Annotated in this window: 24 protein-coding genes; 15 read left to right on the top strand and 9 right to left on the bottom strand. The window is 70.0% G+C overall.

Going from position 1 to position 21,118, the window contains the following annotated elements; all coding sequences use genetic code 11:
• Positions 1-676: 676 nt before the first annotated feature.
• Together ACIGW4_RS03010 and ACIGW4_RS03015 are read left to right on the top strand one after the other, a co-directional pair.
• Entirely contained in the window at positions 677-1,258 is a 582-nt protein-coding gene (locus tag ACIGW4_RS03010; protein ID WP_399578110.1) for a DUF6932 family protein, read from the top strand.
• Complete coding sequence (locus ACIGW4_RS03015) at positions 1,255-2,163, top strand: hypothetical protein (RefSeq protein ID WP_399578111.1); 909 nt, start codon at positions 1,255-1,257, stop codon at positions 2,161-2,163. The genes ACIGW4_RS03010 and ACIGW4_RS03015 overlap by 4 nt, the downstream gene beginning before the upstream one ends.
• Before the next feature lie 992 nt (positions 2,164-3,155).
• Here ACIGW4_RS03015 and ACIGW4_RS03020 read toward each other — a convergent pair.
• Together ACIGW4_RS03020 and ACIGW4_RS03025 are read right to left on the bottom strand one after the other, a co-directional pair.
• A complete protein-coding gene (locus ACIGW4_RS03020) occupies positions 3,156-3,968 on the bottom strand; it encodes a protein phosphatase 2C domain-containing protein (protein WP_399578113.1) in 813 nt (270 codons plus the stop codon).
• A 1-nt stretch (position 3,969) separates the two neighbouring features.
• Positions 3,970-4,806, bottom strand: coding sequence for a sigma-70 family RNA polymerase sigma factor (locus tag ACIGW4_RS03025; RefSeq protein ID WP_399578116.1), 837 nt, complete (start codon positions 4,804-4,806; stop codon positions 3,970-3,972).
• Positions 4,807-4,972: 166 nt separating this feature from the next.
• On the opposite strand from ACIGW4_RS03025, the gene ACIGW4_RS03030 reads away from it, so the two are divergent.
• From ACIGW4_RS03030 to ACIGW4_RS03085, 12 genes are all read left to right on the top strand, one after another.
• Positions 4,973-5,305, top strand: coding sequence for a hypothetical protein (locus ACIGW4_RS03030; RefSeq protein ID WP_399578119.1), 333 nt, complete (start codon positions 4,973-4,975; stop codon positions 5,303-5,305).
• 2 nt (positions 5,306-5,307) lie between these two features.
• Entirely contained in the window at positions 5,308-6,657 is a 1,350-nt protein-coding gene (locus ACIGW4_RS03035) for an FtsK/SpoIIIE domain-containing protein (protein WP_399578121.1), read from the top strand.
• Positions 6,658-6,741: 84 nt separating this feature from the next.
• Positions 6,742-6,921: a hypothetical protein gene (locus ACIGW4_RS03040; RefSeq protein WP_399578124.1), complete on the top strand. Its 180-nt coding sequence runs from the start codon at positions 6,742-6,744 to the stop codon at positions 6,919-6,921.
• A 22-nt stretch (positions 6,922-6,943) separates the two neighbouring features.
• Positions 6,944-7,660 (top strand): DUF2637 domain-containing protein, encoded by a 717-nt coding sequence (locus tag ACIGW4_RS03045; RefSeq protein ID WP_399578126.1) that lies wholly within the window; start codon positions 6,944-6,946, stop codon positions 7,658-7,660.
• 20 nt (positions 7,661-7,680) lie between these two features.
• Positions 7,681-7,869 carry a mobile element transfer protein gene (locus ACIGW4_RS03050; RefSeq protein ID WP_399578129.1) on the top strand — a complete coding sequence of 63 codons (189 nt, stop codon included), beginning with the start codon at positions 7,681-7,683 and terminating at the stop codon, positions 7,867-7,869.
• Between the two features lie 19 nt (positions 7,870-7,888).
• The gene (locus tag ACIGW4_RS03055) at positions 7,889-8,044 is read left to right on the top strand and encodes a hypothetical protein (protein ID WP_107103710.1); all 156 of its coding nucleotides are present in this window, start codon (positions 7,889-7,891) and stop codon (positions 8,042-8,044) included.
• Between the two features lie 11 nt (positions 8,045-8,055).
• The gene (locus tag ACIGW4_RS03060; protein ID WP_399578131.1) at positions 8,056-8,376 is read left to right on the top strand and encodes a SpdD-like protein; all 321 of its coding nucleotides are present in this window, start codon (positions 8,056-8,058) and stop codon (positions 8,374-8,376) included.
• 5 nt (positions 8,377-8,381) lie between these two features.
• On the top strand, positions 8,382-8,927 hold the full coding sequence (locus tag ACIGW4_RS03065; protein WP_399578134.1) for a GGDEF domain-containing protein: 546 nt from the start codon (positions 8,382-8,384) through the stop codon (positions 8,925-8,927).
• Positions 8,928-9,022: 95 nt separating this feature from the next.
• Positions 9,023-9,205: a hypothetical protein gene (locus tag ACIGW4_RS03070; RefSeq protein ID WP_399578137.1), complete on the top strand. Its 183-nt coding sequence runs from the start codon at positions 9,023-9,025 to the stop codon at positions 9,203-9,205.
• A 4-nt stretch (positions 9,206-9,209) separates the two neighbouring features.
• The gene (gene repSA / locus ACIGW4_RS03075) at positions 9,210-10,616 is read left to right on the top strand and encodes a replication initiator protein RepSA (protein ID WP_399578140.1); all 1,407 of its coding nucleotides are present in this window, start codon (positions 9,210-9,212) and stop codon (positions 10,614-10,616) included.
• A 2-nt stretch (positions 10,617-10,618) separates the two neighbouring features.
• Complete coding sequence (locus ACIGW4_RS03080) at positions 10,619-10,819, top strand: helix-turn-helix domain-containing protein (protein ID WP_150230041.1); 201 nt, start codon at positions 10,619-10,621, stop codon at positions 10,817-10,819.
• Positions 10,819-12,057, top strand: a complete 1,239-nt coding sequence (locus tag ACIGW4_RS03085; protein WP_399578143.1) for a tyrosine-type recombinase/integrase — start codon at positions 10,819-10,821, stop codon at positions 12,055-12,057. The genes ACIGW4_RS03080 and ACIGW4_RS03085 overlap by 1 nt, the downstream gene beginning before the upstream one ends.
• A gap of 779 nt (positions 12,058-12,836) precedes the next feature.
• On the opposite strand, the gene ACIGW4_RS03090 is transcribed toward ACIGW4_RS03085, so the two are convergent.
• Positions 12,837-13,595, bottom strand: coding sequence for a phosphoglyceromutase (locus ACIGW4_RS03090; RefSeq protein WP_123454038.1), 759 nt, complete (start codon positions 13,593-13,595; stop codon positions 12,837-12,839).
• Between the two features lie 125 nt (positions 13,596-13,720).
• Between ACIGW4_RS03090 and ACIGW4_RS03095 the strand changes: the two genes are divergently transcribed.
• Complete coding sequence (locus ACIGW4_RS03095) at positions 13,721-15,034, top strand: MDR family MFS transporter (protein WP_399578146.1); 1,314 nt, start codon at positions 13,721-13,723, stop codon at positions 15,032-15,034.
• A gap of 68 nt (positions 15,035-15,102) precedes the next feature.
• Here the strand turns inward: ACIGW4_RS03095 and ACIGW4_RS03100 are convergent, their stop codons facing one another.
• From ACIGW4_RS03100 to mshA, 6 genes are all read right to left on the bottom strand, one after another.
• Complete coding sequence (locus ACIGW4_RS03100; protein ID WP_123454036.1) at positions 15,103-15,366, bottom strand: ABC transporter permease; 264 nt, start codon at positions 15,364-15,366, stop codon at positions 15,103-15,105.
• On the bottom strand, positions 15,363-15,671 hold the full coding sequence (locus ACIGW4_RS03105; protein ID WP_399578149.1) for a hypothetical protein: 309 nt from the start codon (positions 15,669-15,671) through the stop codon (positions 15,363-15,365). The genes ACIGW4_RS03100 and ACIGW4_RS03105 overlap by 4 nt, the downstream gene beginning before the upstream one ends.
• 37 nt (positions 15,672-15,708) lie before the next feature.
• Positions 15,709-15,966, bottom strand: coding sequence for a hypothetical protein (locus ACIGW4_RS03110; protein ID WP_123454032.1), 258 nt, complete (start codon positions 15,964-15,966; stop codon positions 15,709-15,711).
• 13 nt (positions 15,967-15,979) lie between these two features.
• A complete protein-coding gene (locus ACIGW4_RS03115; protein WP_399578150.1) occupies positions 15,980-18,502 on the bottom strand; it encodes a hypothetical protein in 2,523 nt (840 codons plus the stop codon).
• A gap of 527 nt (positions 18,503-19,029) precedes the next feature.
• Positions 19,030-19,518: a YbjN domain-containing protein gene (locus ACIGW4_RS03120; RefSeq protein ID WP_359592056.1), complete on the bottom strand. Its 489-nt coding sequence runs from the start codon at positions 19,516-19,518 to the stop codon at positions 19,030-19,032.
• A complete protein-coding gene (gene mshA, locus ACIGW4_RS03125; RefSeq protein WP_123454024.1) occupies positions 19,511-20,878 on the bottom strand; it encodes a D-inositol-3-phosphate glycosyltransferase in 1,368 nt (455 codons plus the stop codon). Before mshA ends, ACIGW4_RS03120 begins: the two co-directional genes overlap by 8 nt.
• Between the last annotated feature and the right edge of the window lie 240 nt (positions 20,879-21,118).

A 21,118-nucleotide genomic window follows, 5' to 3' on the forward strand; every position in this document is an offset into this window, starting at 1 on the left:
TTCCAACTCTGAAGGGAATGGTCGCATCCCCGGCCTGTCTGGGGGAGGCTCAGAGATGACCCCGGAACCACATACCTATCCCCGGGTGATGCGATCTCCCGCTGCCGCGCTACGCTCCCCGCCGCGCCAACAAGAGGAGCCCGCAAGTGACGCCGTATCGACTGGGCGAATGGACGATCTACATCGTCTTGCTCCTGGTGGTGATCTGGGTAGGGACAGGCCGGTGGCGGGATCACCCACGTCCCGAAGGAAGGACGGCCGAAGAGGTCGCCGCTGTGGCGCGACGACGATCCCGACTGTTCGGCCGTTCGGTCCTCGCCGTCCTCACGCTTCTGCTCCTGACGAACATCGTCGTCCTCGTCAGCTACTGAGCGAGCCTGTACTGCGGCCGAAGGGCTACTGCACAGCGAGGCACACGACTCCGGAGGGCGTGTCTGTCCCGCGCATTGCTGCTGGTCACGAGGCGGTAGAGGCTTCGGCGCGGCCCTGCCGTCCACGAATAGGCCGCGCCCTGTGCCCTTTCCTCACAGCACGTCGAGGATGTTCTGGCTGTGCGGCGAGCGCGACTGTGCATCCCGGTCTAACGGCATGAGGCTACGTCGAGTGACGAGCTCTTGCCGACAGTCGCGTACCAGAGGATCATCATCTGGAACAGCTATGCACCCAGGGGGGGTATATGGTTCCGGAGTGGGGCGATAGCGGCTTCCTGCCGCCGGGCAGATACAGGCTCGACCCCGAAGGTGCCGAGCGACTGCTTGTCGAAGACGAGCGATTCAGCGGCTCGGATACTCGCCGGCAGCTCTGGGATGGGCTAGAGACCTACCTGAGTCGCTTCTTTGATCTTGAGGACCGCCATAGGGACACCATTGGCGATCAAGGCCTCGTCCATGCCATTTGGCTGGGTGGGAGCTATGTGAGCACAAAGCTGAACCCCCAGAACATCGACCTCACGGTGCTGATCGACGAGGGTGTCGTTGCCTCGATGAAGGGGCTATCGGGCTCAAGGTGGCTCAGTTCGGCGTTCAATCGCAAGGCAAGGCTCGCCGAGTTTGGAGTGTCCCCCCTGCGGGTTGGGTATCGCCCCGTTGTCTCCGTCTTCCGTGCCGAGCTGCTGGAGCCGGACGATCAGGCGTACCTTCGGGACCGGGGAGCCTGGGACGACTGGTGGCAGCGCTGTCGGCCCAATGGGGTAGACAAGACAGAGCCCACGCTTGAGACAGTAGTGCCACGGCGAGGCTACCTGGAGGTGACGCTATGAGCGCGAGCTGGAAGCGACGTGCCCTTGAGCGCAACCGGGAAGCCAACCGACACTTCTTCGCTGAGCTGGGTGAAGATCATCAGGACAGTGACAGCTACGAAGAGGAGCTGCGGCGGTTCTGGCTAGAAGCGGCGCGTCACTACGATCCGACCGCAAGCCTCGACGAGGAACTGACCGTTCGCCTTAAGGGGGAAGCGGCGGACAGCGGTGCACTCGACTTCAGGATCGGTGATGCTCTCCTTAAGCCGCTGAGGGACGGCGTTAGCGCTGCAGCTCGAAAGGATATCGAGCTGGAGCTAACTGGCCTCTCGCAGGGCAGCACGGTTTTGCATGTCCGTCCTAAGGTTTCAGATTTTTCCGACTCGGATGAACAGGCCAGGCTGGCGCGTATTGATTCTTCCGCTGCCGACCCTGCTATGCGTGACCTGCTGAAACTCGTGGAAGCGGCTGAGAACGAGCAGGATGTTCGCCAGTGGGAAAGAATGGTGCCGGGTCTAGATGGCGTAGTTGAGGCTCTGGATAAGTTTGACCTGGCCATGGAGATGCGCTGGAAAAGCCTAGATGGGACAGTGCGTTCCTCGTTCCTTTCTGGGCGAGGAAAGGGATATGTACGAAGCCTGCGGAACCTGGATTTGCACAAATCTCGAGCAGTCGTCGTGGGGCGCATTACGGAGCTCCGTGAATCAGGGTTGGTCAAAGTCAAGGCTGGAGTAAGTCGCAGGTCGGCGGCCTATGAGGTGCGCGTCGAACCAGAAAGCCTGATGGGCATGCACTTGGAGCTGGGGATGAACGTCTCGTTCGTGGTTCAAGTGATCAAGAAGAAAGACAAGATTGGGCGCGTGCGGTCGACTGAGTACCTCTTTGTAGGGATGGGGGATGGTCAGGCGAGCCTGCTTGATGGGTAGGCCGGCCGCAGTAGTATTCGCCCAAGGCTGCTGCAATGCGAAGGTGCGCGGAAGGACCTTGAAAACCGTCGTGGCGAGAGTCGCCGTGGGTTCAAATCCCGCACCCACCGCGCACGTGAACGGCCCCTGACCAGGTAAATCGGTCAGGGGTCGTCGTGTTGTTTGGTGCCTGCGGCTGACCGTTGTTCCCTGATACTCCCCGCTCGATCGGGCACGCCAGGGGCACGGCCCATGAGAGCTACTCGTAGATTCGAGCGGCAGTCAGAGCACGAGCGAAGAACGTCCAGTCACCTTCGCGGGGCAGATCATGACCGAAGTTTCGGTACCACCCCGGGGAGGCATCGGTCCAGGCTTGCAGGGCCTCCAAGAACCCTTCCAGCGTTGCGTTCTCCCACTGCTGACTGTTGGCGGCGTGGTCTTCGCGAAGACGGCCTAGGAAGGCACTGAAGGCCTCCCGATCGCCAATGTGATCGTCGGGTGCCAAGGGGCTCGTCATGGCACCAGATCCTAAGAGGGACGTTGCAACGACACGCTCATCAGCCACGGCGATACCGGTACCGACGCGGAGCGACCACACCGGCTGGCACCACTTCGCGGCAGCAGCTGCTCCCCGCCCGCCCCTTCCCGGTGGCGTGGTCGCCTCACGCTCCCGTCATCCGTGACGGCGGGGGTACGGCGCCCCGCCCTACTCAGGCCCAGCAGCCAGACGCCGTTGCGCAAGCGGCCACCCCTCCCTCGCTGTTAGCCGCCTTTGGGTCGCCCGTCTTGGCCGCAGTCGGCAGCGCTCGTGGCTACGCATGCCATGTGACGGTTGCCGTGCCTGAAGGCCTGCTTTGACTGCCCATCAACCCGAGCCGCAGGCGTGCGGCCGGCGGCCGGGCTGGAGCGGGGCGGAGACAGGAGCGCAGGCCCGGGCGACGGGCCGCGCGCGCCGCGCCGTGCGCGGCGGGTGCCTTGATGAGGTAGAGAAATCTGTAACAACTCCAGTGCTCTTATGGGCGGATGTACGCGATCGTGGCGTCGTCGTGCTGCTTGCTTCGCGGCCATCGGCTGAGGTCGGGGTCGGATGCTTCCGCTTCGCGGACCTGCCGGAGCACGTCGTGGGGGCCGCCGTGGCTGAGCAAGGCCATGTAGCCCTGCCAGTCGGTTGAGCGGAACGTCGTCACGAGTCGCCCAGCGCCGTCGGTCAGCAAGGCTGCGCCTTGGACCCGGGATGTGCTCTCCGAGCCGGTGAGTGCCTGGCTCGCTGCTGTCGGATCGGCTGCTGCCACCCAGTACCCGCCCCGCACGTTGCGCTGGCTGCGCTCTTCCTGCACCAGGGCCTCATGGGCTCGCTGCCGCTCTGGCGACCCCGGGACTGCCCTGGAGAGGACTTCTCGGGCATGTGATGCCACCTGGGCAAGACGGTCGTCCGTTGTGGCTGTCACCACGTCGTCTCTCTGGATGAGGACCGTGCAGTCCCCCAGGACGAGCCACTCGAAGCTGTCACCCCGCACCCGGGCCATGGCCACTGTCGCGGAAGGGGACAGCGGGGCATCGACCACACAGGTGTCCCGGTGCAGGCTCGCCGTCGACTCGATGGCCGTCGCCAGGCAGACCGTCAGGGGCGCGTCTCCCCGGGCGGCCTCCGCGTGCAGGCGAGTCCCCAGCTGCTCCACGTACCAGGCGACTCCATGCCTGCACCCCGACTTCATGCCCGGTGCCATCCCGGCACCGTCCAGGACCACGGCCGCAGTGGGGTCGGAGAGTGCGAAGTCCTCGTTCGGCCCCTGAGGGCGGGGGTAGCTAGCGGAGTCGACGCGCACGTCAGACGGTTTCGTGCATCAGGACGTCGCTCAGCGCACGGCTACTGCTGATCGCCTTCGTGCTCGGGTCATAGTCCGCGGCAATCACCATGGAGAACGGTGCCGTACCCACCTGCTTGTACAGGTCGGCGACGTTCTCGGAGAGGAAATGAGCCACGCCCAGCGAACCGACCGCGTGGACGCCGGCGATGAGCAAGAAGCTGCCCTGCCCGTCAGGCCTCGGCAGCCTGCCGAGATACGCGATGTCCGTTGGCGATGGCGTCTCAGGATTGTCGGTGGGAGAGGTGTGCACGGCGCCGCCGTCCCGCTCGGTCAAGGCCCAACGCCCATCGGGCAGGGTCTCGAAGGCCAGCCGCGGGTCCTTGCCCAGAGCCTCGGCGGTGACGGGCGACGTCTTCGGGCCGCAGACGACCATGAGGTCATCGCGGTTGAGGTCGATCTCGCCCGAGGTCGGGATGTAGCCGAGGTCTCCGTCGAGTTGCAGCCGATGCGCCAACGCCAACAGCTTCTGTCCCGTGGAGCTGTCTTCGAGCGCCACGTACTCCCGCTCGCCCGGCCGCATGGGCACCAGCACCTGGGCGTGCTCGGTACCGAGGAACGCACGCTCCGGCGGGGGGCCGGCATCGCGGAGCTGCGCCACGCGCGCGCGGCTGACGCCCATCATCTTGGCGACGTCCGCCATGGAGTGCCCATGGTCACGAAGCCAAGCGATGCTCTCCTTACGCATGCGAGAGGTCTCGATGACGGCGGCTTGCAGGTCCCCCATCAGCTCCACGGCGGCCTTCACGCGCAGCGCGTGATCTTGCATGGCGGCGACCCGCCGCACTTCTTCAATCACGGCGAACACCTCGCGAAACCGGACATAGGGCTGACTTCATACCCCCATGCTAAGGGGGGCTTGACACCTCGCACCAGTCGCATGCATCTTGGGTGCTAACCCCCCCTTAGCAGTGCGGGGGATCCGACGCTCGGGCTGTTAAGCCCCCCTTACCGGTGGAGTGGACATGCCGTCCTTCAAGATCGACCTTTCTACCGCCGTCGTGTTCGTCGCGACCGCTCCCACGCCGAAGCTCGTGAACAAGCAGACCGGTGAGCGCGCCGTGGACCGGGAGACCGGCGCCGGCCTCTCCACGGTCGGGCTCCTCATCTCGGACGAGGGCGAGGGCAACCTCTACCAGGTCACCATCCCGGAGACCGGCCTCCCCGACGGGCTCGCGCCGGGCATGCCGGTGTCGGTGATCGGCCTGAAGGCCCGCGACTGGGAGAACACCTTCAACGGCCAGACCCGGCACGGCATCTCGTTCCGCGCCGTCGCCGTGACCCCGATGGGGGCCTGACCATGACGGACATCGCGACCTTATGGGAGGTCGGCCTCCCGCTCGCCGGAACCGTCGGCGGTCTCGGCTACGCGAAGGTCCGCGCACCCCGGGTGTTCTGGTCGCTGGCGGGTCTGCCGGTGGCGACGACGCGGTTCGCGCTGACCTACCGGTCGACGATGGACGTGTGTGGGCTGACGGTGCAGCCGTCTCGCCTGCGGGCGTTCATGGTCCGCACCGTTGGCCGCCGCCCCGACGTCCAGCCGGTGCCGCCGAAGGTCCGTCGGTTCCGGGGCACCTCGACCGGCCTGCGGGTGACCCTCCGTCTCCCGGCCGGTCTGGAGCCCGCCGACGTGATGGCGGCCTCCGAGCGGCTGCGGCACGCCTGGGGCGTCCACTCCATCACCGTCGTCGAGACCAAACCCGGCTTCGTCGAGCTGCGGATGACCGGCTACGACGTCCTCCACCGCGTACGGATGCCCCGCCGGGCGGTCTCCGGGCCGATGACGGTGCCGGTCGCGCTGCGAGAGGACGGGACCGCGTTCGTCCGCGACTACCTCAAGGTCCCGCACGCGCTGACCCTGGGCGCCAACCAGTCGGGCAAGTCGATGTACCAGCGGAACCTGATCGCCGGGCTGGCCCGGCTGCCGGTGGCCCTGGTCGGCATCGACTGCAAGCGCGGCGTGGAGCAGCGCGGTTACGCGCCCCGCCTGTCCGCCCTGGCCATCACCCCGGAGGAGGCGGACGGCCTGCTCGACGGGCTGGTCGGGGAGATGGAAGACCGCTTCGACCTGCTCAGCGCCCACGGTGTCGCCGACATCTGGGCCCTCCCGGAGCATGTCCGCCCGGTGCCGGTCGTGGTCCTGGTCGACGAGGTCGCCGAGCTGTTCCTCGTGGCGACCAAGAAGGACGAGGAGCGCCGGGACCGGATGGTCACCCAGCTCATCCGCCTCGGGCAGATGGCCCGCGCCGCCGGCATCTTCCTGGAGGTCTGCGGGCAGCGGTTCGGCTCCGACCTCGGCAAGGGCGCCACCGCCCTGCGGGCCCAGCTCACCGGCCGCACCGTGCACCGGGTCAACGACAAGCAGACCGCCGAGATGGGCGTCGGTGACATCGCCCCTGACGCGGTGGTCACGGTGCTGACCATCCCGCCGGACCGGCCCGGCGTCGCGGTGGCCGGGGACACCTCCGGCGGCTGGTCCCGTATCCGCACCCCCGCCCTCACCGCCGCCGAAGCCGCCAAGGTCTGCGCCGCGCACGCGCACCTCACCCCGGACCTGCCCGCCGTCGCCGCCTGGCGCCCGGCCGCACCGGCGAGCGTCGGGGACCCGGATCCGGTCCCTCTGGCCAAGCCCGCACCGGCCACCGCCTAGCTCTCTCTTCCCCTCGGTCGGCGTGACCGTCTCACGCCAGGTCCCTACCCCCGCATGCCCGAACCGGAAAGGAGCACCTCCCCCATGCAACGCGCCAACCAGGTAGCGATCCGCAAGGTCCAGCGAGCCATCGACGCCGACGACTTCGCGACGGCGCTCAGCCTCGCCCGAGCCGCCTACCGCGCAGCACCGGATGACGCCGCACGAGCGGAGCTTCTGCTCTTCCTCGGCCCCCGCGCCGCCAGCACGCCCGACGACCAATGACCGCCCACGGGAGATGAACACCATGGCGCGCTCCATCCGCTTCGACGCCGTTCTGGTCCAGGCCGTCATCGCCGGGGCCCTGTCCTTCGCCCACCTGCACGACCTGGCGGCTGCGGCCGGTCAGGACGGCTGGAAGGCGTGGGCCTACCCGGTCTCCGTCGACCTGCTGCTGGTCGCCGCCTGGCGCCGGATGCGCACCGACACCGCCAACCGCGACGCCTGGCTGTGGTTCGCCATCGCCCTCATCGCCTCGCTCGGCGCCAACGTCGCCACCGCCGGACTCCTCGACATGACCGACGTCCCGGCCTGGCTGCGCATCCTCGTCGCCGGATGGCCCGCCCTGGCCTTCCTCGGCGGCACCCTCCTCGCCCACGCCTCCCACCCCACACCCGAACCCGCCCCCGTGCCGGAGTCCGAACTGCCCGCGCCGGAAGAGCCCGTGACCGAGCTGATCGTGGAACGCGCTCCGGAGCCGGCGCCGCAACCGGCTCCCGAGCTCCCGCCGGCCGAACCCGCCGCCCAGGAGCCCCTGCTGGAGCCCGTCCCGCAGGAAGAACGGCCGGAGCCCGCCCCCTCGGCGCCTGCCGTCCCGGTGCCGCCCGCGCTCCTCGCCCACGCCCAGAAGATCGCGGACGCCCACCGGGCCCAGACCGGTGCCCCCATCGACGCGGAGACCCTCCGCACCCGCCACGGCATGCCTGCCGCCCTCGCCGACTCCATCGCCCTCCAGCTCGCCTGACCAGAAAGGAGGCAACACCTATGCGCCCGAACCGCTTCCACGACGTGATCCGCATCGGCCCGGTGCAGGTCGGCACCCACCGCGACGGCCGGGGCCGGACCAAGCACACCGCCGTGTGCACCGCCCCGCGCTGCGACTTCTCCGCCGACTACCACACCCGCCCGGCCGCCGAACTCGCCGCCCGCACCCACCGCTGCCAGCCCCGCTGAATCCGAAGGAGCCCGTCTCGTGGACGTTCCGCTCTGGCTCGCCCTGATCGTCGTCGGCGGCCTCGGCATCAAGCTCATCCGCCCGCCCTGGTGGCTCGTCGCCGTCCTCCTCCTCGGCGGCTACCTCCTCGCCGACAGCCTCTTCGCCCCGCTCATCGACCCGATCACCAAGTAGGGAGAACCGTCATGCTCCGACCGCGCATCCCGGTCAACCCGCTTCCGACCGGCATCGTCACGCCGCTCGTTCAGCCGACTCCCGTTCTGGCCGCCGACGTTGAGCCGACCGCGCCCGTCCCGACTCCGGCGCCGGCCGCTCCGGCCCGCACCACCGTCCAGCTCACCCCAGGCAGCGCGCTCGCCCTCGCCGCCGGCGGTGGCGCCGTCGTCCTGGTCGTCGGCGCCGTCCTGGTCTCGATGCTCCTCGCCGTCGCCCTCACCGGCGTCTCCGTCGCCCTGATCGCCGTCGTCCTGCGCCTGCTCGTCCGCGACCTGCAGAAGGGCCGGTGACTCCCATGGACACCCAGACCCTCGCCGCCGCGGGCTTACCGGCCCTCGGGTGGGCCCTGCACGGCGGCCTGCTCGCACGCCGTCTGGCCACCGCCCGCCGCGACCCGCTGACCGGCCTGCACACCCGCGCCGGATGGAGCACCCGCGCCGAACACCTCCTGAGCAAGCACCCGAACGCGCTCGTGCTCCTGGTCGACCTGGACGACTTCAAGGCCATCAACGACACCCACGGCCACGCCGCCGGCGACGCCGTCCTCACCGCCACCGCCCAGCGGCTCACCGCCTGGTGCGGACGGCACGGGATCGCCGCCCGGCTCGGCGGGGACGAGTTCGCCGGCATCGTCCCCGATCTCGGCGCCGTCAACCTCTTCGACCTCTGGACCGCCCTGGACACCCCGGTCACCCACCACGGGCACGTTCTGCCGGTCTCCGCCTCGGTCGGCTGCTGCCTCCGCGACCAGCTGCCCGTGCCGTCGCTCACCGACGCTCTGTCGGCCGCCGACGCGGCGATGTACGCGGCCAAGGGCCACGGCAGGCGCAACACCCACTGAGCGGCCCCCGGGACGGCTCTCTCGCCAAAGAACCGCCGCCCCGGGCGCCTTCCACCCCATTCCAGATCCACCGGACCCGAAAGGGAGTACTCATCATGTCCCAGACCACCCCGGCCCCGCGCGTCTGCTCCCACTGCGACGGCTTCCCCGTCGTCCACATCACCACCGGCACCCGCACCCCCGACGGACAGCGCCGCACCCTCGCCGCCGCCTGCCCCGCCTGCCAGGGCACCGGCACCCGCACCACCCCGGCCACCCTCGTCCGCGCGGGGAAGTGACCCGTTGACCGACACCGCCACCGCGGCGGGCCTGGACCCGGCCACCCTGAGCGACCTGCTCCGGCTGGCCGGGTCCCCCGGCTTCGACCGCCTCACCGAACAACTGCGCCGCACCGGCGGCTGCACCGCCCCCATCCGCCTCACCGGCGCCACCAAGACCCTCGACCCCGCCACCCGCACCGTGCTCCACGCCTACAACACCGACGCCGAACCCGGCGGCGTCCTGCGCGTCGCCTGCGGCAACCGGCGCGCGTCCCGCTGCCCGGCCTGTGCCTGGACCTACGCGGGCGACACCTACCACCTGATCCGCGCCGGACTCACCGGCGCACCCGACAAGGGCACCCCGGAAACCATCCGCGATCACCCCCGGGTCTTCGCCACGCTGACCGCCCCGTCCTTCGGCCCGGTCCACAACCGGCCCGGGAACCGGCCCTGCCGCTGCGGCACCCGCCACGCCGAGGACGCCCCGGAGCTGGGCACCCCGCTGGATCCGTCCGCGTACGACTACGCGGGCGCGGTGCTGTGGAACAACCACGCCTCCGAGCTGTGGCGGTACTTCACGATCTACCTGCGCCGGGAGATCGCCGCCCGCGCCGGCCTCACCCAGAAAGCCGCCCGCGAACAGTCCCGCGTCTCCTTCGGCAAGGTCGCCGAGTACCAAAAGCGCGGCGCCGTCCACTTCCATGCCGTCATCCGCTTCGACGGCCCCGGCGGACCGGCCACCCCGCCCCCGGCCTGGGCCACCCTCGGCCTGCTCACCGACGCCATCCGGGCCGCCGCTGCCCGCGTCCGCGTCGTCGTTCCCGCCGCCCCGGCGTACGGCGTCGGCCAGGACCTCACCCTTACCTGGGGCACCCAGCTCGACGTCCAGCCCATCGGCGCCTTCGGCCAGGGCGAGGACCTGACCGAGCAGGCCGTCGCCGCCTACGTGGCCAAGTACGCCACCAAAGCCGCCGAGACCACCGGCACCGTCGACCGCCCCGTCGGCAACAAGGAGGCCCTGATCCTCCTCGACATCCCCGACCACCCCCGGCGCCTCATGGCCGCCTGCATGGACCTGGATGCCGCCTACCCCGACCGGCGGTTGAGGGCCTGGGCGCACATGCTCGGCTTCCGCGGCCACTTCTCCACCAAATCCCGCGCCTACTCCACCACCCTCGGCGCCCTGCGCCAGGTCCGCGCCGACTACCGCGCCGCCCAGCAACGCGCCGCCCTGGGCCTGCCCGACCCCGACGAAAACCCGGAGGCCACCCTCCTCGTCGTCGCCCACTGGGCCTACGCCGGCCACGGCGCCACCCCCGGTGAGTCCTGGCTCGCCGCCAGCATCCGCCGCGACATCCAGCACAACCGCGAACACGCCAGAGAGATCAGAACCGAACTCGACGCCGACGACACCAATGGGGAGTGGTGACCATGGCCCGTGCTCTGCCCGAGCGATACCTCACGCCGACCGACCTCGCGGACCTCCTGGGCGTCCCGCTGGAGACCGTCTACCAGTGGCGCCGCAAGCGCACCGGCCCTCGCGGCTTCCGTGTCGGTGTACACCTCCGGTACGACCCGGAGGACGTCCGTACGTGGGTGGGCTCGCTGATGGATCAGGAGAGTGCAGCCTGATGGCCGGACACATTCAGGACCGGTGGTTCAAGACGGAAGCCGGTCCCGACGGAAAGCCCCGCCGGGTAAAGAGCGAGCGTCACGGCACCGGCATGCGGTACCGAGCCCGGTACGTCGGCCCCGACGGGACCGAGAAGTCGAAGAGCTTTCCCGACCGACAGAAGCGTCTCGCCGATCAGTGGCTCGCCCAGGTCGAGGCGGACATGTCCCGGGGACAGTACATCGATCCCCGCGCGAGCCGGATCACCTTCCAGCAGTACGGCGAGAAGTGGCTCCGGAACCATCAGGCCGACCCGAACACGGGCTTCTCGATGGAGTCGCAGCTACGCCTTCACGCCTTCCCCTACATAGGCTCCAGGCCGCTCGGATCCTTCAAGCCCGAGCACATCCGGGACTGGGTCGCGGATCTGACGGCGGCCGGAGTGGTCGGGTCGTACGCGCGGGTCATCTACTCCAACGTCCGCACCGTGCTGAACGCGGCCGTGGACGACGGCCACCTTCCGAAGAACCCGTGCTCCGCTCGTTCGGTGAAGGCGCCGGCCGTCGAGACCAAGCGAGTGGTTCCGTGGACCGCTGACCGCGTCTTCGCAGTCCGTGCCGCCCTGCCCGACCGGTATCAGGCCATGGTCGACATCGGTGCCGGATGCGGACTCCGTCAGGGCGAGATCCTGGGTCTGAGCGCCGACTCGATCGACTTCGCAACGAACACCGTGCACGTCGTCCAGCAGCTCAAGCTGAGTCGCAGCAAGCCGGTGTTCGCCCCGCCGAAGGGAGGCAAGCTCCGGGACGTACCTCTGCCCGAGCCCGTCGCCGATGCGCTCCGCGCCCACCTGGCGAAGTTCCCGCCCGTCGACATCACGCTGCCGTGGATGACCCAGCGGGGGCAGCACGTGACCAAGCAGCTGATCTTCACCGCTCCCCTGGGCAACCACGTCTGGCGGAACATGTTCAACACCGACCAGTGGAAGCCCGCGCTCGCCGCGGCCGGCGTCATCCCGGAACGGGAGAAGGGGCAGCAGAGCTACGCCTCCGCGCGTGAGCACGGGATGCACGCGTTGCGGCACTTCTACGCGTCGGTGCTGCTGGACGCCGGGGAGAACATCAAGGCCCTAGCGGAGTACCTGGGCCACTCGGACCCAGGGCTGACCTTGCGGGTGTACGCCCACCTGATGCCGAGCAGTCGCGAACGCACCCGAACCGCGATTTCGTCCATCTACCCAAACCGAATCACGCAATAATCTAGAGCAATATTTCACTCGCTAATTCGGCTAACAAATCAGCCCTGTAATCTCAACTTAAAATTACATCAAGATTCGACGCTCAACATTGCAACGCAATCCGAATGTTATTCGCGTAGAACATTTGGGTTGCCACGGTTTGGAGTTGCGGCGCAGGTAGCCATGCAGGAAGCAGTGCAGGTATCCATACAGGAAGCAGTGCAGGTATCCATGCAGGTAGCCATGCAGGTGTCAGTTGAAGTTACAGCGCGAGCTTAGAGCTTGATGGCTTGATGGCTTGATGGCTTGATGGCTTGACACTTGATCCCCGCAGATCAGATCGGGCTACCGAGTAGGCGAGCGAGAGGAAACAGACCCCCCTCCCGCACCCTCCCATCTGGGCATTTGCGAGAGCCTCACGATCATGCATAAAGTTCACCCGTGAATGGAAAGACCGCCCCGGCCAGGGGGCGGTCTTTCGCTCCATTCATGCCCAGCCCTGGACAGGACGAGAACACGTAGGAGGTCTCGATGGTACCGCCCATCGTTCGAATCGACATAGCCCCTCGACGCTCCCCCGCACCCATCACCGCCGGCGCACTCGGGGCCATCGCCCTGTGGGTCGACATGCCCTGGGAATACGTGGCCCCAGCGGCGTTCCTGATCGCGTTCCGCGTCAGGATCCTCGTCGGCCCCGCCGCCCGACGCACAGGCTGACGGCCCACACACGGCCCCAGCCCATGAAGAAGCCCCCTCCCAGCGGAAAAACCGCAGGTAGGGGGCTCTTTCGCGGGTAAGGGTTACTTCTTGCCCTGGTTCTTGACGGCCTCGATGGCGGCCGCGGCGGCCTCCGGGTCGAGGTAGGTGCCGCCCGGGTTGAGGGGCTTGAAGTTCTCGTCCAGCTCGTAGGAGAGCGGGATGCCCGTCGGGATGTTGAGGCCCGCGATGTCGGCGTCCGAGATGCCGTCCAGGTGCTTCACCAGTGCGCGGAGGCTGTTGCCGTGGGCGGCGACCAGGACCGTGCGGCCGGCGAGGAGGTCCGGGACGATCGAGTCGTACCAGTAGGGGAGCATCCGCTCGACGACGTCCTTGAGGCACTCGGTCTGCGGGCGCAGCTCCGGCGGGATCGTCTGGTAGCGGGCGTCGTGGGCCTGCGAGTACTCGCTGTCGTCGGACAGGGCCGGCGGCGGGGTGTCGTACGAGCGGCGCCACAGCATGAACTGCTCCTCGCCGAACTCGGCGAGCGTCTGGGCCTTGTCCTTGCCCTGGAGGGCGCCGTAGTGGCGCTCGTTGAGGCGCCACGAGCGGTTGACCGGGATCCAGTGGCGGTCGGCGGCCTCGAGGGCGAGCTGCGCGGTGCGGATGGCGCGCTTCTGGAGGGAGGTGTGCAGCACGTCGGGCAGCAGGCCGGCGTCCTTGAGCAGCTCGCCGCCGCGCGTCGCCTCCTTCTCGCCCTTGGCGGTGAGGTTCACGTCCACCCATCCGGTGAACAGGTTCTTCTCGTTCCACTCGCTCTCGCCGTGGCGGAGGAGGATCAGCTTGTACGGTGCGTCGGCCATGCGTACGAGCCTAATAGACCGCTGAGGATTGACGCGCGTCGTCAATTCGCTGGCGTCCGACGTATGAGATACGTAAGTTACGAGAGCCGGAAGCAGGGCTTACGCACCACAAGGGGCCGCCACACATGTCCATCGATTCGCTCAGACGATCAGCCCGTGCGACGGTCTCCGGACTCCCGCAGGGCTTCTGGTGGCTCTGGCTGTCGACCCTGGTCAACCGGACCGGCGCCTTCGTCCTCACCTTCCTCTCCCTCTACCTGACCGTCGAGCTCGGGCACTCCGCCTGGTTCGCCGGTCTCGTCGTCGCCCTCCACGGTCTCGGCGGCGTGGCCGGATCCCCCCTCGGCGGCATGCTCACCGACCGCTGGGGCCGCCGCCCCACCATGGTCTCCATGCACCTCGCGGCCGCCGCCTGCGCCCTGCTGCTCGCCGTCGTCACCAGCGCCTGGGGCATCGCCCTCGTCGTGCTCCTCATGGGCGTCGCCGTCCAGGCCGTCCGCCCCTCCATCAACGCGACGATCGCCGACATGGTCCCCGCCCACGACGTGCGCCGGGCGTACGCCCTCAACTACTGGGCCCTCAACCTCGGCTTCGCCATCGCCTCCATCGGAGGCGGCGCCGCCGCCTTCCTCGGCTACCGCACCCTCTTCGTCGTCGACGCCGTCGCCACCGTCCTCTGCGCCGTCATCGTCTTCCTGCGGCTCCCCGAGACCCGCCCCGAGGCCGCCGTCGACCGGCACGGCGAGCCGGTCGCCGAGGAGAAGGTCAGCATGGTCACCGTGCTGCGCGACGCGCCCTTCCGCACGCTCGTCCTCCTCAACCTCCTCGTCTGCCTCGTCTTCACCGCCCCGTGGATCGGCCTGCCGCTCACCATGGCGGACCAGGGCCTCTCCCCCTCCTCGTACGGCGTCGTCATCGCCGTCAACGGCATCGTGATCGTCGGCTTCCAACTGCTCGTCAACAAGCTGACCGACAAGCGCTCGCCGGTCCTCCTGCTGAGCCTCTCCGCCCTCCTCTTCGCCTTCGGCACCGGCGCCACCGCCCTGGCCGGCTCCCCCGTCGCCTTCGCCGCGACCGTGGTCGTCTGGACGGTCGGCGAGATGATCCACGTCCCGACGAACGCCGCCGCCACCGCCCGCCTCGCACCCGAGCACGCCCGGGGCCGCTACCAGGGCGTGATGGGCATGTCCTGGGCCGTCGCCGGCTTCGTCGCCCCGATCGGCGCCGGCGCGATCGTGGACGGGCCCGGGCCGGACGTCCTGTGGGCCGCGACCGCCGCGATCGGCGTCGTCTCGGCGGTCGGGTACTCCACGCGGCTGCGGAAGGCGCTCTCCGAGGAGCCCGGTGGGGAGACCGTCGAGGCTTCCGGCGGGGTGTCCGGCGAAGCGGTCGGCGAGGACACCGCCGGGGCCGGGCGCGCTTCCCAGCCCGTCCCGTAGGCCGCCCGCCGCGCCGCCGTCCGGGAACGCCGACGCCCGTTCCCGGGCGGACGAGGAGCAGGAACGGGTCACTCGGTGCGCGGCACCCTGGCTCTGCGCCATTCGCTGCGCGCGAGCAACGAGAAGACGATGGTGGCGCAGAGGGCCACGGCGACGACGGCCCACTCCAGTGAGCCGCTGCCCTGGTCGGGTTCGACGCCGAAGACGCGCTCGATCCAGTCGTGCCAGACCAGGGTCAGTACGAGCACGACGGCGCTGACGGCCGCGGCGGCGGATTCCAGCCAGCCGCGCGCGCGTACACGTCCTCGGAGCTGCCCGGGCGTCGTGTTCATCGCGCGATCTCCTCCTCGGTCGGCGCCCGCCCGGCCGACAGCACGGCCGGCGCTCCTCCCCGGGCATGGGAGCCGGAGGCGGGAGCGTCGGCGGCACGGTCCGGTGGCGCCTCGGTGAAGGCGGGCGGCTCCCACACCGTGCCGTTCCTCGCGGCCAGGCCCACGGGGGCCGGTCCGGCGTCCCGCGCGTTCCCCGTGTACGTCGGCTTCTCCCGCGTCGCGGCCGCGGCCGCGCCCGTCGTCGTCGCCGTTGTCGTCGTCGATGCGGGTTCGTCGTGAACGTCGATCTCGATGGTGATGCGCATCGCGGTCATCTCCCTGCGCCGCCGGGCACCGCTCGGGTCAGTTGTCGAGGACCGCGTACCGGCCCTCGAACGTGACCGTCTTCGATGTGAGGTTCTTGACGGTGATCCAGTACGTGGCCTTGTCCTCGGACGCCCGCTCGACGGCGACGTCCCAGTCGACCTGGGGCGCGCCCTGAGCCGGCGAGGTCGGCACCACGTACCAGACGACGTGCCAGCTCGCGGGCCAGTCGACGGTGGACCAGCTCTGGGTCGCGCCGGGCCCCAGCGAGCCGGTGAACTGCGTATTGGTCCACATGGCCGATTCCCCTTCAGTAACGGCTGAGGATCGCGTAACGGCCTTCCAGGGAGACCGGCTCCGAGGTCAGGTTGACGACGGCGATCCGATAGGTGACGTACTCGTTGGACGCCCGCTCCACCTGGACGGTCCAGCGGAGCTGAGGAGCACCGGGCCTGGGGGTGACCGGCATGACGGTCCACAGGACGTGCCAGGTCGCGGGCCAGTCGACCGTGGACCAGGTCTGCTTCGCGCCGCCGGCCAGCGTGCCGGTCCACTGGGTGCCGCACACCGGCTCGGTCGGCCAGCCGTCGACGGGAATCTCCCACACGCCCCGGTTGCGCGTCCCCGCGCGCAGCACCCGGGCGTGCGGATGCAGCACGATGTCTCCGATGAACGCGTTGGGCAGTCTGTCGGAGAAGGTCTGCCAGGTGCTTCCCCCGTCGGTGCTCTGGTAGACGCCCAGGTCCGCGGCCACCCAGACGCGGTCGTGGTCGGTCGGGTCGACCTCCACCGCGTTGAGCGGCAGCGGGGGCAGTCCGGCGGAGCGGTTCGTCCAGCTGCCGCCACCGTCGGTGGAGTGCCAGATGCGACCGCCACCGGGCTGGCTGTGCGTCACCCAGATTCGCTGGGTGTCGGTGGCGTCGACGTGGATGTCGGACACCTGGGCCCCGCTCCTGGGCGTCGCCAGTGCGCTGAGCGCGCTCCACGCGCTGCCCGACCAGGTGGTGCGGTACAGCTCGCCCAGCGTGGTGCCCACGAGGACCTGGTCGGCGTGGGGGACGTACATGGCGCTGGCCGTGCCCGCAGTGGGGAACTTCAGCCGGGTCCAGTGGGCCGCGTCGTCGCGCGAGACGTAGAGGGCGCCGCCGCCGAGCGCGACGGTGCTGCCGTTGGTGGCGCTGGTCTCCATCGGCGGATAGAACAGCGAGTCCTCGCCGTCCGGCACCGGCGGCTCCACGCGGAACCAGCTGCCCGGCTCGCCCCGGCTGTCGGAACGCTCCGGGCTCATCTCGTAGAACGTGTGGAAGACGGTGTCCGGGTGAGCGCGGTTGACCGCGCAGTCGCCGCCGTCCCCGTCCTGCACGTGCGTCCACTCGGGGGAGCCGGTCCAGCGGACGGTGCCGTTGTCCTGCGTGCCGCCCAGCACCCAGCGCGACGAGCCGAAGTCCTGTGACAGGTACTCGAATTCGCTGATGACCAAGCCGTTGTTGAGGTGCTTCCAGCTGATGCCGCGGTCGGGACTGCGGAACAGCCCGCCGTCGTTGCCCACGTACAGCACGTCGGGACTGCCGGGCTCGAAGGCGATGGCGTGCTGGTCGGGGTGGATGGAGTCGCCGGTGGACTTGGTCGAGATGTTGCGCCAGCTCCACGTCGTCCCGGAGGGTTCGCCCCGGTAGGCGTCGATGGCCCCGACGTACACCCGGTCCGCACGGTCGGGGGCCACTGCGAGGAACCAGTCGTAACTGGCCTGGCCGGTGTCCGCGGCGGGCGGTTTCACCGCGGTCCAGGTGCCGCCGGCCCTGCGCCAGAGCTTCGGCGGCCCGCTGGAGAAGGCGGCCCACGCGTAGGCGACGGCGGCGTCGGACGGAGCCGTCGCCACGGCGCACCGGAGGAAGGGCGTGGTCGCGCCGGGGAGGGCCACGGCGTTCCAGACGGCTCCGCCGTCGGTCGAGCGGAAGAGCCCGTCCTTGCAGGCGGCCAGCGCTTCGCCCGTGCCGGAGACCGAGACCGACCAGGTCCGTACGGACCTGCGCTGGGTCCAGCTGGCCCCTCCGTCGGTGGACGTGTACAGCCCGCGGTTCGTGCCCGCGAGCACGGTGTTCTCCCGGGTGGGGTCGAAGGTCAGGTCGAAGAAGCCCTGCCCGACGAACGGATCGGTGCACAGGGGCGTCCATTTCGTACCGCCGTCGGTCGACTGCAGCACGCCGGCGCCCAGCCACCACCACCAGTTCCCCTCTCCCGTCCCGGCGAGCACGGTCCCCGGGGCCGCGGGGTCGAAGGCGATGGCTCCCACGGTGAGCGTCGCCGCGTCGTCCGTACGGGGTGCCCAGGAGGCGCCGCGGTCGTCGCTCTCCCAGACGCCGCCGTTGGCGGCCCCGACGAGCAGGTGCGCGGGGTCGGCGGGATCGGGGGCGATGGAGGAGATCCGGCCCGAGACGTTGACGCGGCTCGTCCCGTACGTCTGCCCGTTCGGGACGGTCCACGGGCCGATCGAGCGCCACACCGGTCCCGCCACGGCGGCGGGCTCGGCCAGGTGCTCTGCCACGGCCCGGTACTCGGCGGCGACGCTCTGCGTGACCGGAGCGCCGTACTCGCCGGGGTCGCCGTACTCCTCGCGTGTCGCCGCCGCCTCCCGTGCCGTCCGGGCCGTCTCCGGCCCCGCGGCCCTGGCCACCAGCTCGTGCGGTGCGGTGTCAGGGGCGGCCACGCGGATCGCGGCGATTGCTTCCTCGTCCAGTCCGACACGGGTGAGCTCTTGCACCAGTCTGACCAGGGCCTTGCCGCCCTGCGGGCGCTGTGGCGCGTGCCGGCCGGAAGCGGTCGGTTTCTGCATCGCTGTACCTCCTGGGCGCCGGCGCAGGCACTTCACGCCATGCGTCGGCCAGGCGAGCGCTCTCTGGGTGGCCGATGCCGTCAGTCGGCCTGGGAATCAGGGGAGTTCGACCCCTCGGAAGGACCGGTTCCGTCCGAGGGCGCCGAGTCCGAGGACGTCGAGTCCGAGGACACCGAGTCCGAAGACGTCGAGCCTGAAGACGCTGGGTCCGAGGACGCTGGGTCCGAGGACGCTGGGTCCGAGGACGTGGAGTCGTCGTCGGTCCGGCGGGGGTCCTCGTCGTCCGTGCCCTCTCCGGGCGCCCGGGAAGCCGCTTCCACCGGCTTTCGAGCAGCGAGGAACTCCTCCAGCCGCTCCGCGGCCCGGCCACCTCGCTTCTTGGCCGCAGAACCGCCGAGGGACTTTCCGGACGGCCCTTCAATCACCCTTTCCACGCTACTCTCGTGGCCGTTCACCAGCATCTCAGGCGGGGGCCGGGACGGGGACGGATCCGACCGCGTCACCCGGCGGCCGCGCGCCGCCCGGGGCTACGACTTCCGGGTCAGGTTCTTGAACGCGTCCAGGTTGCGGGTCGACTCGCCGCGCGAGACCCGCCACTCGTACTCCCGGCGGATCGCCGACGCGAAGCCCAGCTCCAGGAGCGTGTTGAAGTCGCCGTCCGCCGCCTCCAGGACCGAGCCGAGCAGTCGGTCCAGCTCCTCCGGCGTGACGGCGGAGAGCGGGAGCTTGCCGGCGAGGTAGACGTCGCCGAGGCCGTCGACCGCGTAACCCACCCCGTACAGCCGGAGGTTGCGCTCCAGGAGCCAGCGGTGGACGCCCGCCTCGTTCTCGTCCGGGTGCCGGATGACGAAGGCGTTCAGGGAGAGGGAGTGGCGGCCCACCCGGAGCGACAGGGTGGTGAACAGCTTGCGCGTGCCCGGGAGCTTCACGACGTACGAGCCGGGCTCCGGGGACTCCCAGTCCAGCTCCGCGTCGTTGAACGTGTCCTCGATGATCCGCCGAACGTCCTCAGCCATGGTGCGAGCGTACGCGACGACGGTTCTCGCGCAGCCGGTGGTCGTGCATGGCGGCCGTGTACACGTCCGCCGTGCCCGAGGCCGCCGTGTCCCAGCCGAAGGACTCGGCGTGCCGGGCGGCCGCCGCGCCCATCGTCGCCGACAGCGACGGGTCCGCCACGAACCGGCCGAGCGCCCGGGCGTAGTCCGCCGGGTCGTGGCCCTGCACGAGGAAGCCGGTCACGTCGTCCCGTACGGCCACGGGCAGACCGCCGACCGCCGCCGCGACGACCGGGGTGCCGGCCGCCTGCGCCTCGATCGCGACCAGGCCGAAGGACTCGCTGTACGAGGGCATGACGAGGACGCTCGCCGCGCGGAACCAGTCGGCGAGACGGTCCTGCCCCACCGGCGGGTGGAAGCGCACGACGTCCGAGATCCCCAGCTTGGCCGCCAGCTTCTGCAGCTGCTCCGGCTTGGCCAGGCCGCTGCCGCTCGGGCCGCCGACCACCGGGACGACCATCCGGGAGCGGAGGGAGGGGTCCTGCTCCAGGAGCCGGGCGGCGGCGCTGAGCAGGATGTCCGGGGCCTTCAGCGGCTGTATCCGGCCGGCGAAGACGGGGATGAACGCGTCCTGCGGCAGTCCGAGCCGGGCGCGGGCCGCGGCGCGCCCGTCGGCGGGCCGGAAGTGGTCGAGGTTGACGCCCGGGTGCACGACCGCGATCTTGCCGGGGTCGGCCTCGTAGAAGCGGGCGAGCTCGTCGGCCTCCTCCGCGGTGTTGGCGATCAGCCGGTCCGCGGCGGAGACGATCTGCGTCTCGCCGATCACCCGGGCCGCGGGCTCGGGCGTGTCGCCCTCGGCGAGCGCGGCGTTCTTGACCTTCGCCATGGTGTGCATGGCGTGCACGAGCGGGACGCCCCAGCGCTCGGCGGCCAGCCAGCCGACGTGGCCGGAGAGCCAGTAGTGGGAGTGCACCAGGTCGTAGTGGCCGGGGCGGTGGCCCGCCCACGCCTGCATCACGCCGTGCGTGAAGGCGCAGAGCTGCGCCGGCAGCTCCTCCTTGGCCAGTCCTTCGTACGGACCGGCGTCCACGTGCCGTACGAGCACGCCCGGCGTCAGCTCGACGACCGGCGGGAGGCCGCCGGTGGTGGCCCGGGTGAAGATCTCCACCTCGATGTCGATGGCCGCGAGCCGCTTGGCCAGCTCGACGATGTACACGTTCATGCCGCCCGCGTCCCCCGTGCCGGGCTGGTGCAGCGGCGAGGTGTGGACGCTGAGCATGGCCACGCGCCGGGGGGTGCGGTGCCGGCCGGGGAGCCGGAGCCTGGCCGGCGCCGGGTGCCGGTGCCGGGTGCCGGCGAACCGGGACACGTACTGGCTCACGTCGGCGGTCCTTCCGCTCGGGGGCCGCTCACGGGCCTCGGGGCTGGCTGAGCTGAGCTGGGCGGGCATGGCAGGTGGAGGGCGCGGAACGTCCTCCAGCCGCCACAACACCGGAATGGCCCCTTTCATTTCCGGCAAAGGGGTGCTTTGCCAATTCGTTGCCGGGGCCACCGTCCGGGCGGGGGCCCTTCCCGGCCGACCACCCCCCGGGGCCGGGCCCTTCCCCCGGGGCCAGGGCCC

Source organism: Streptomyces sp. NPDC053513 (assembly GCF_044544765.1).
In the GTDB taxonomy this organism is placed as follows: Bacteria; Actinomycetota; Actinomycetes; order Streptomycetales; family Streptomycetaceae; genus Streptomyces; species Streptomyces litmocidini.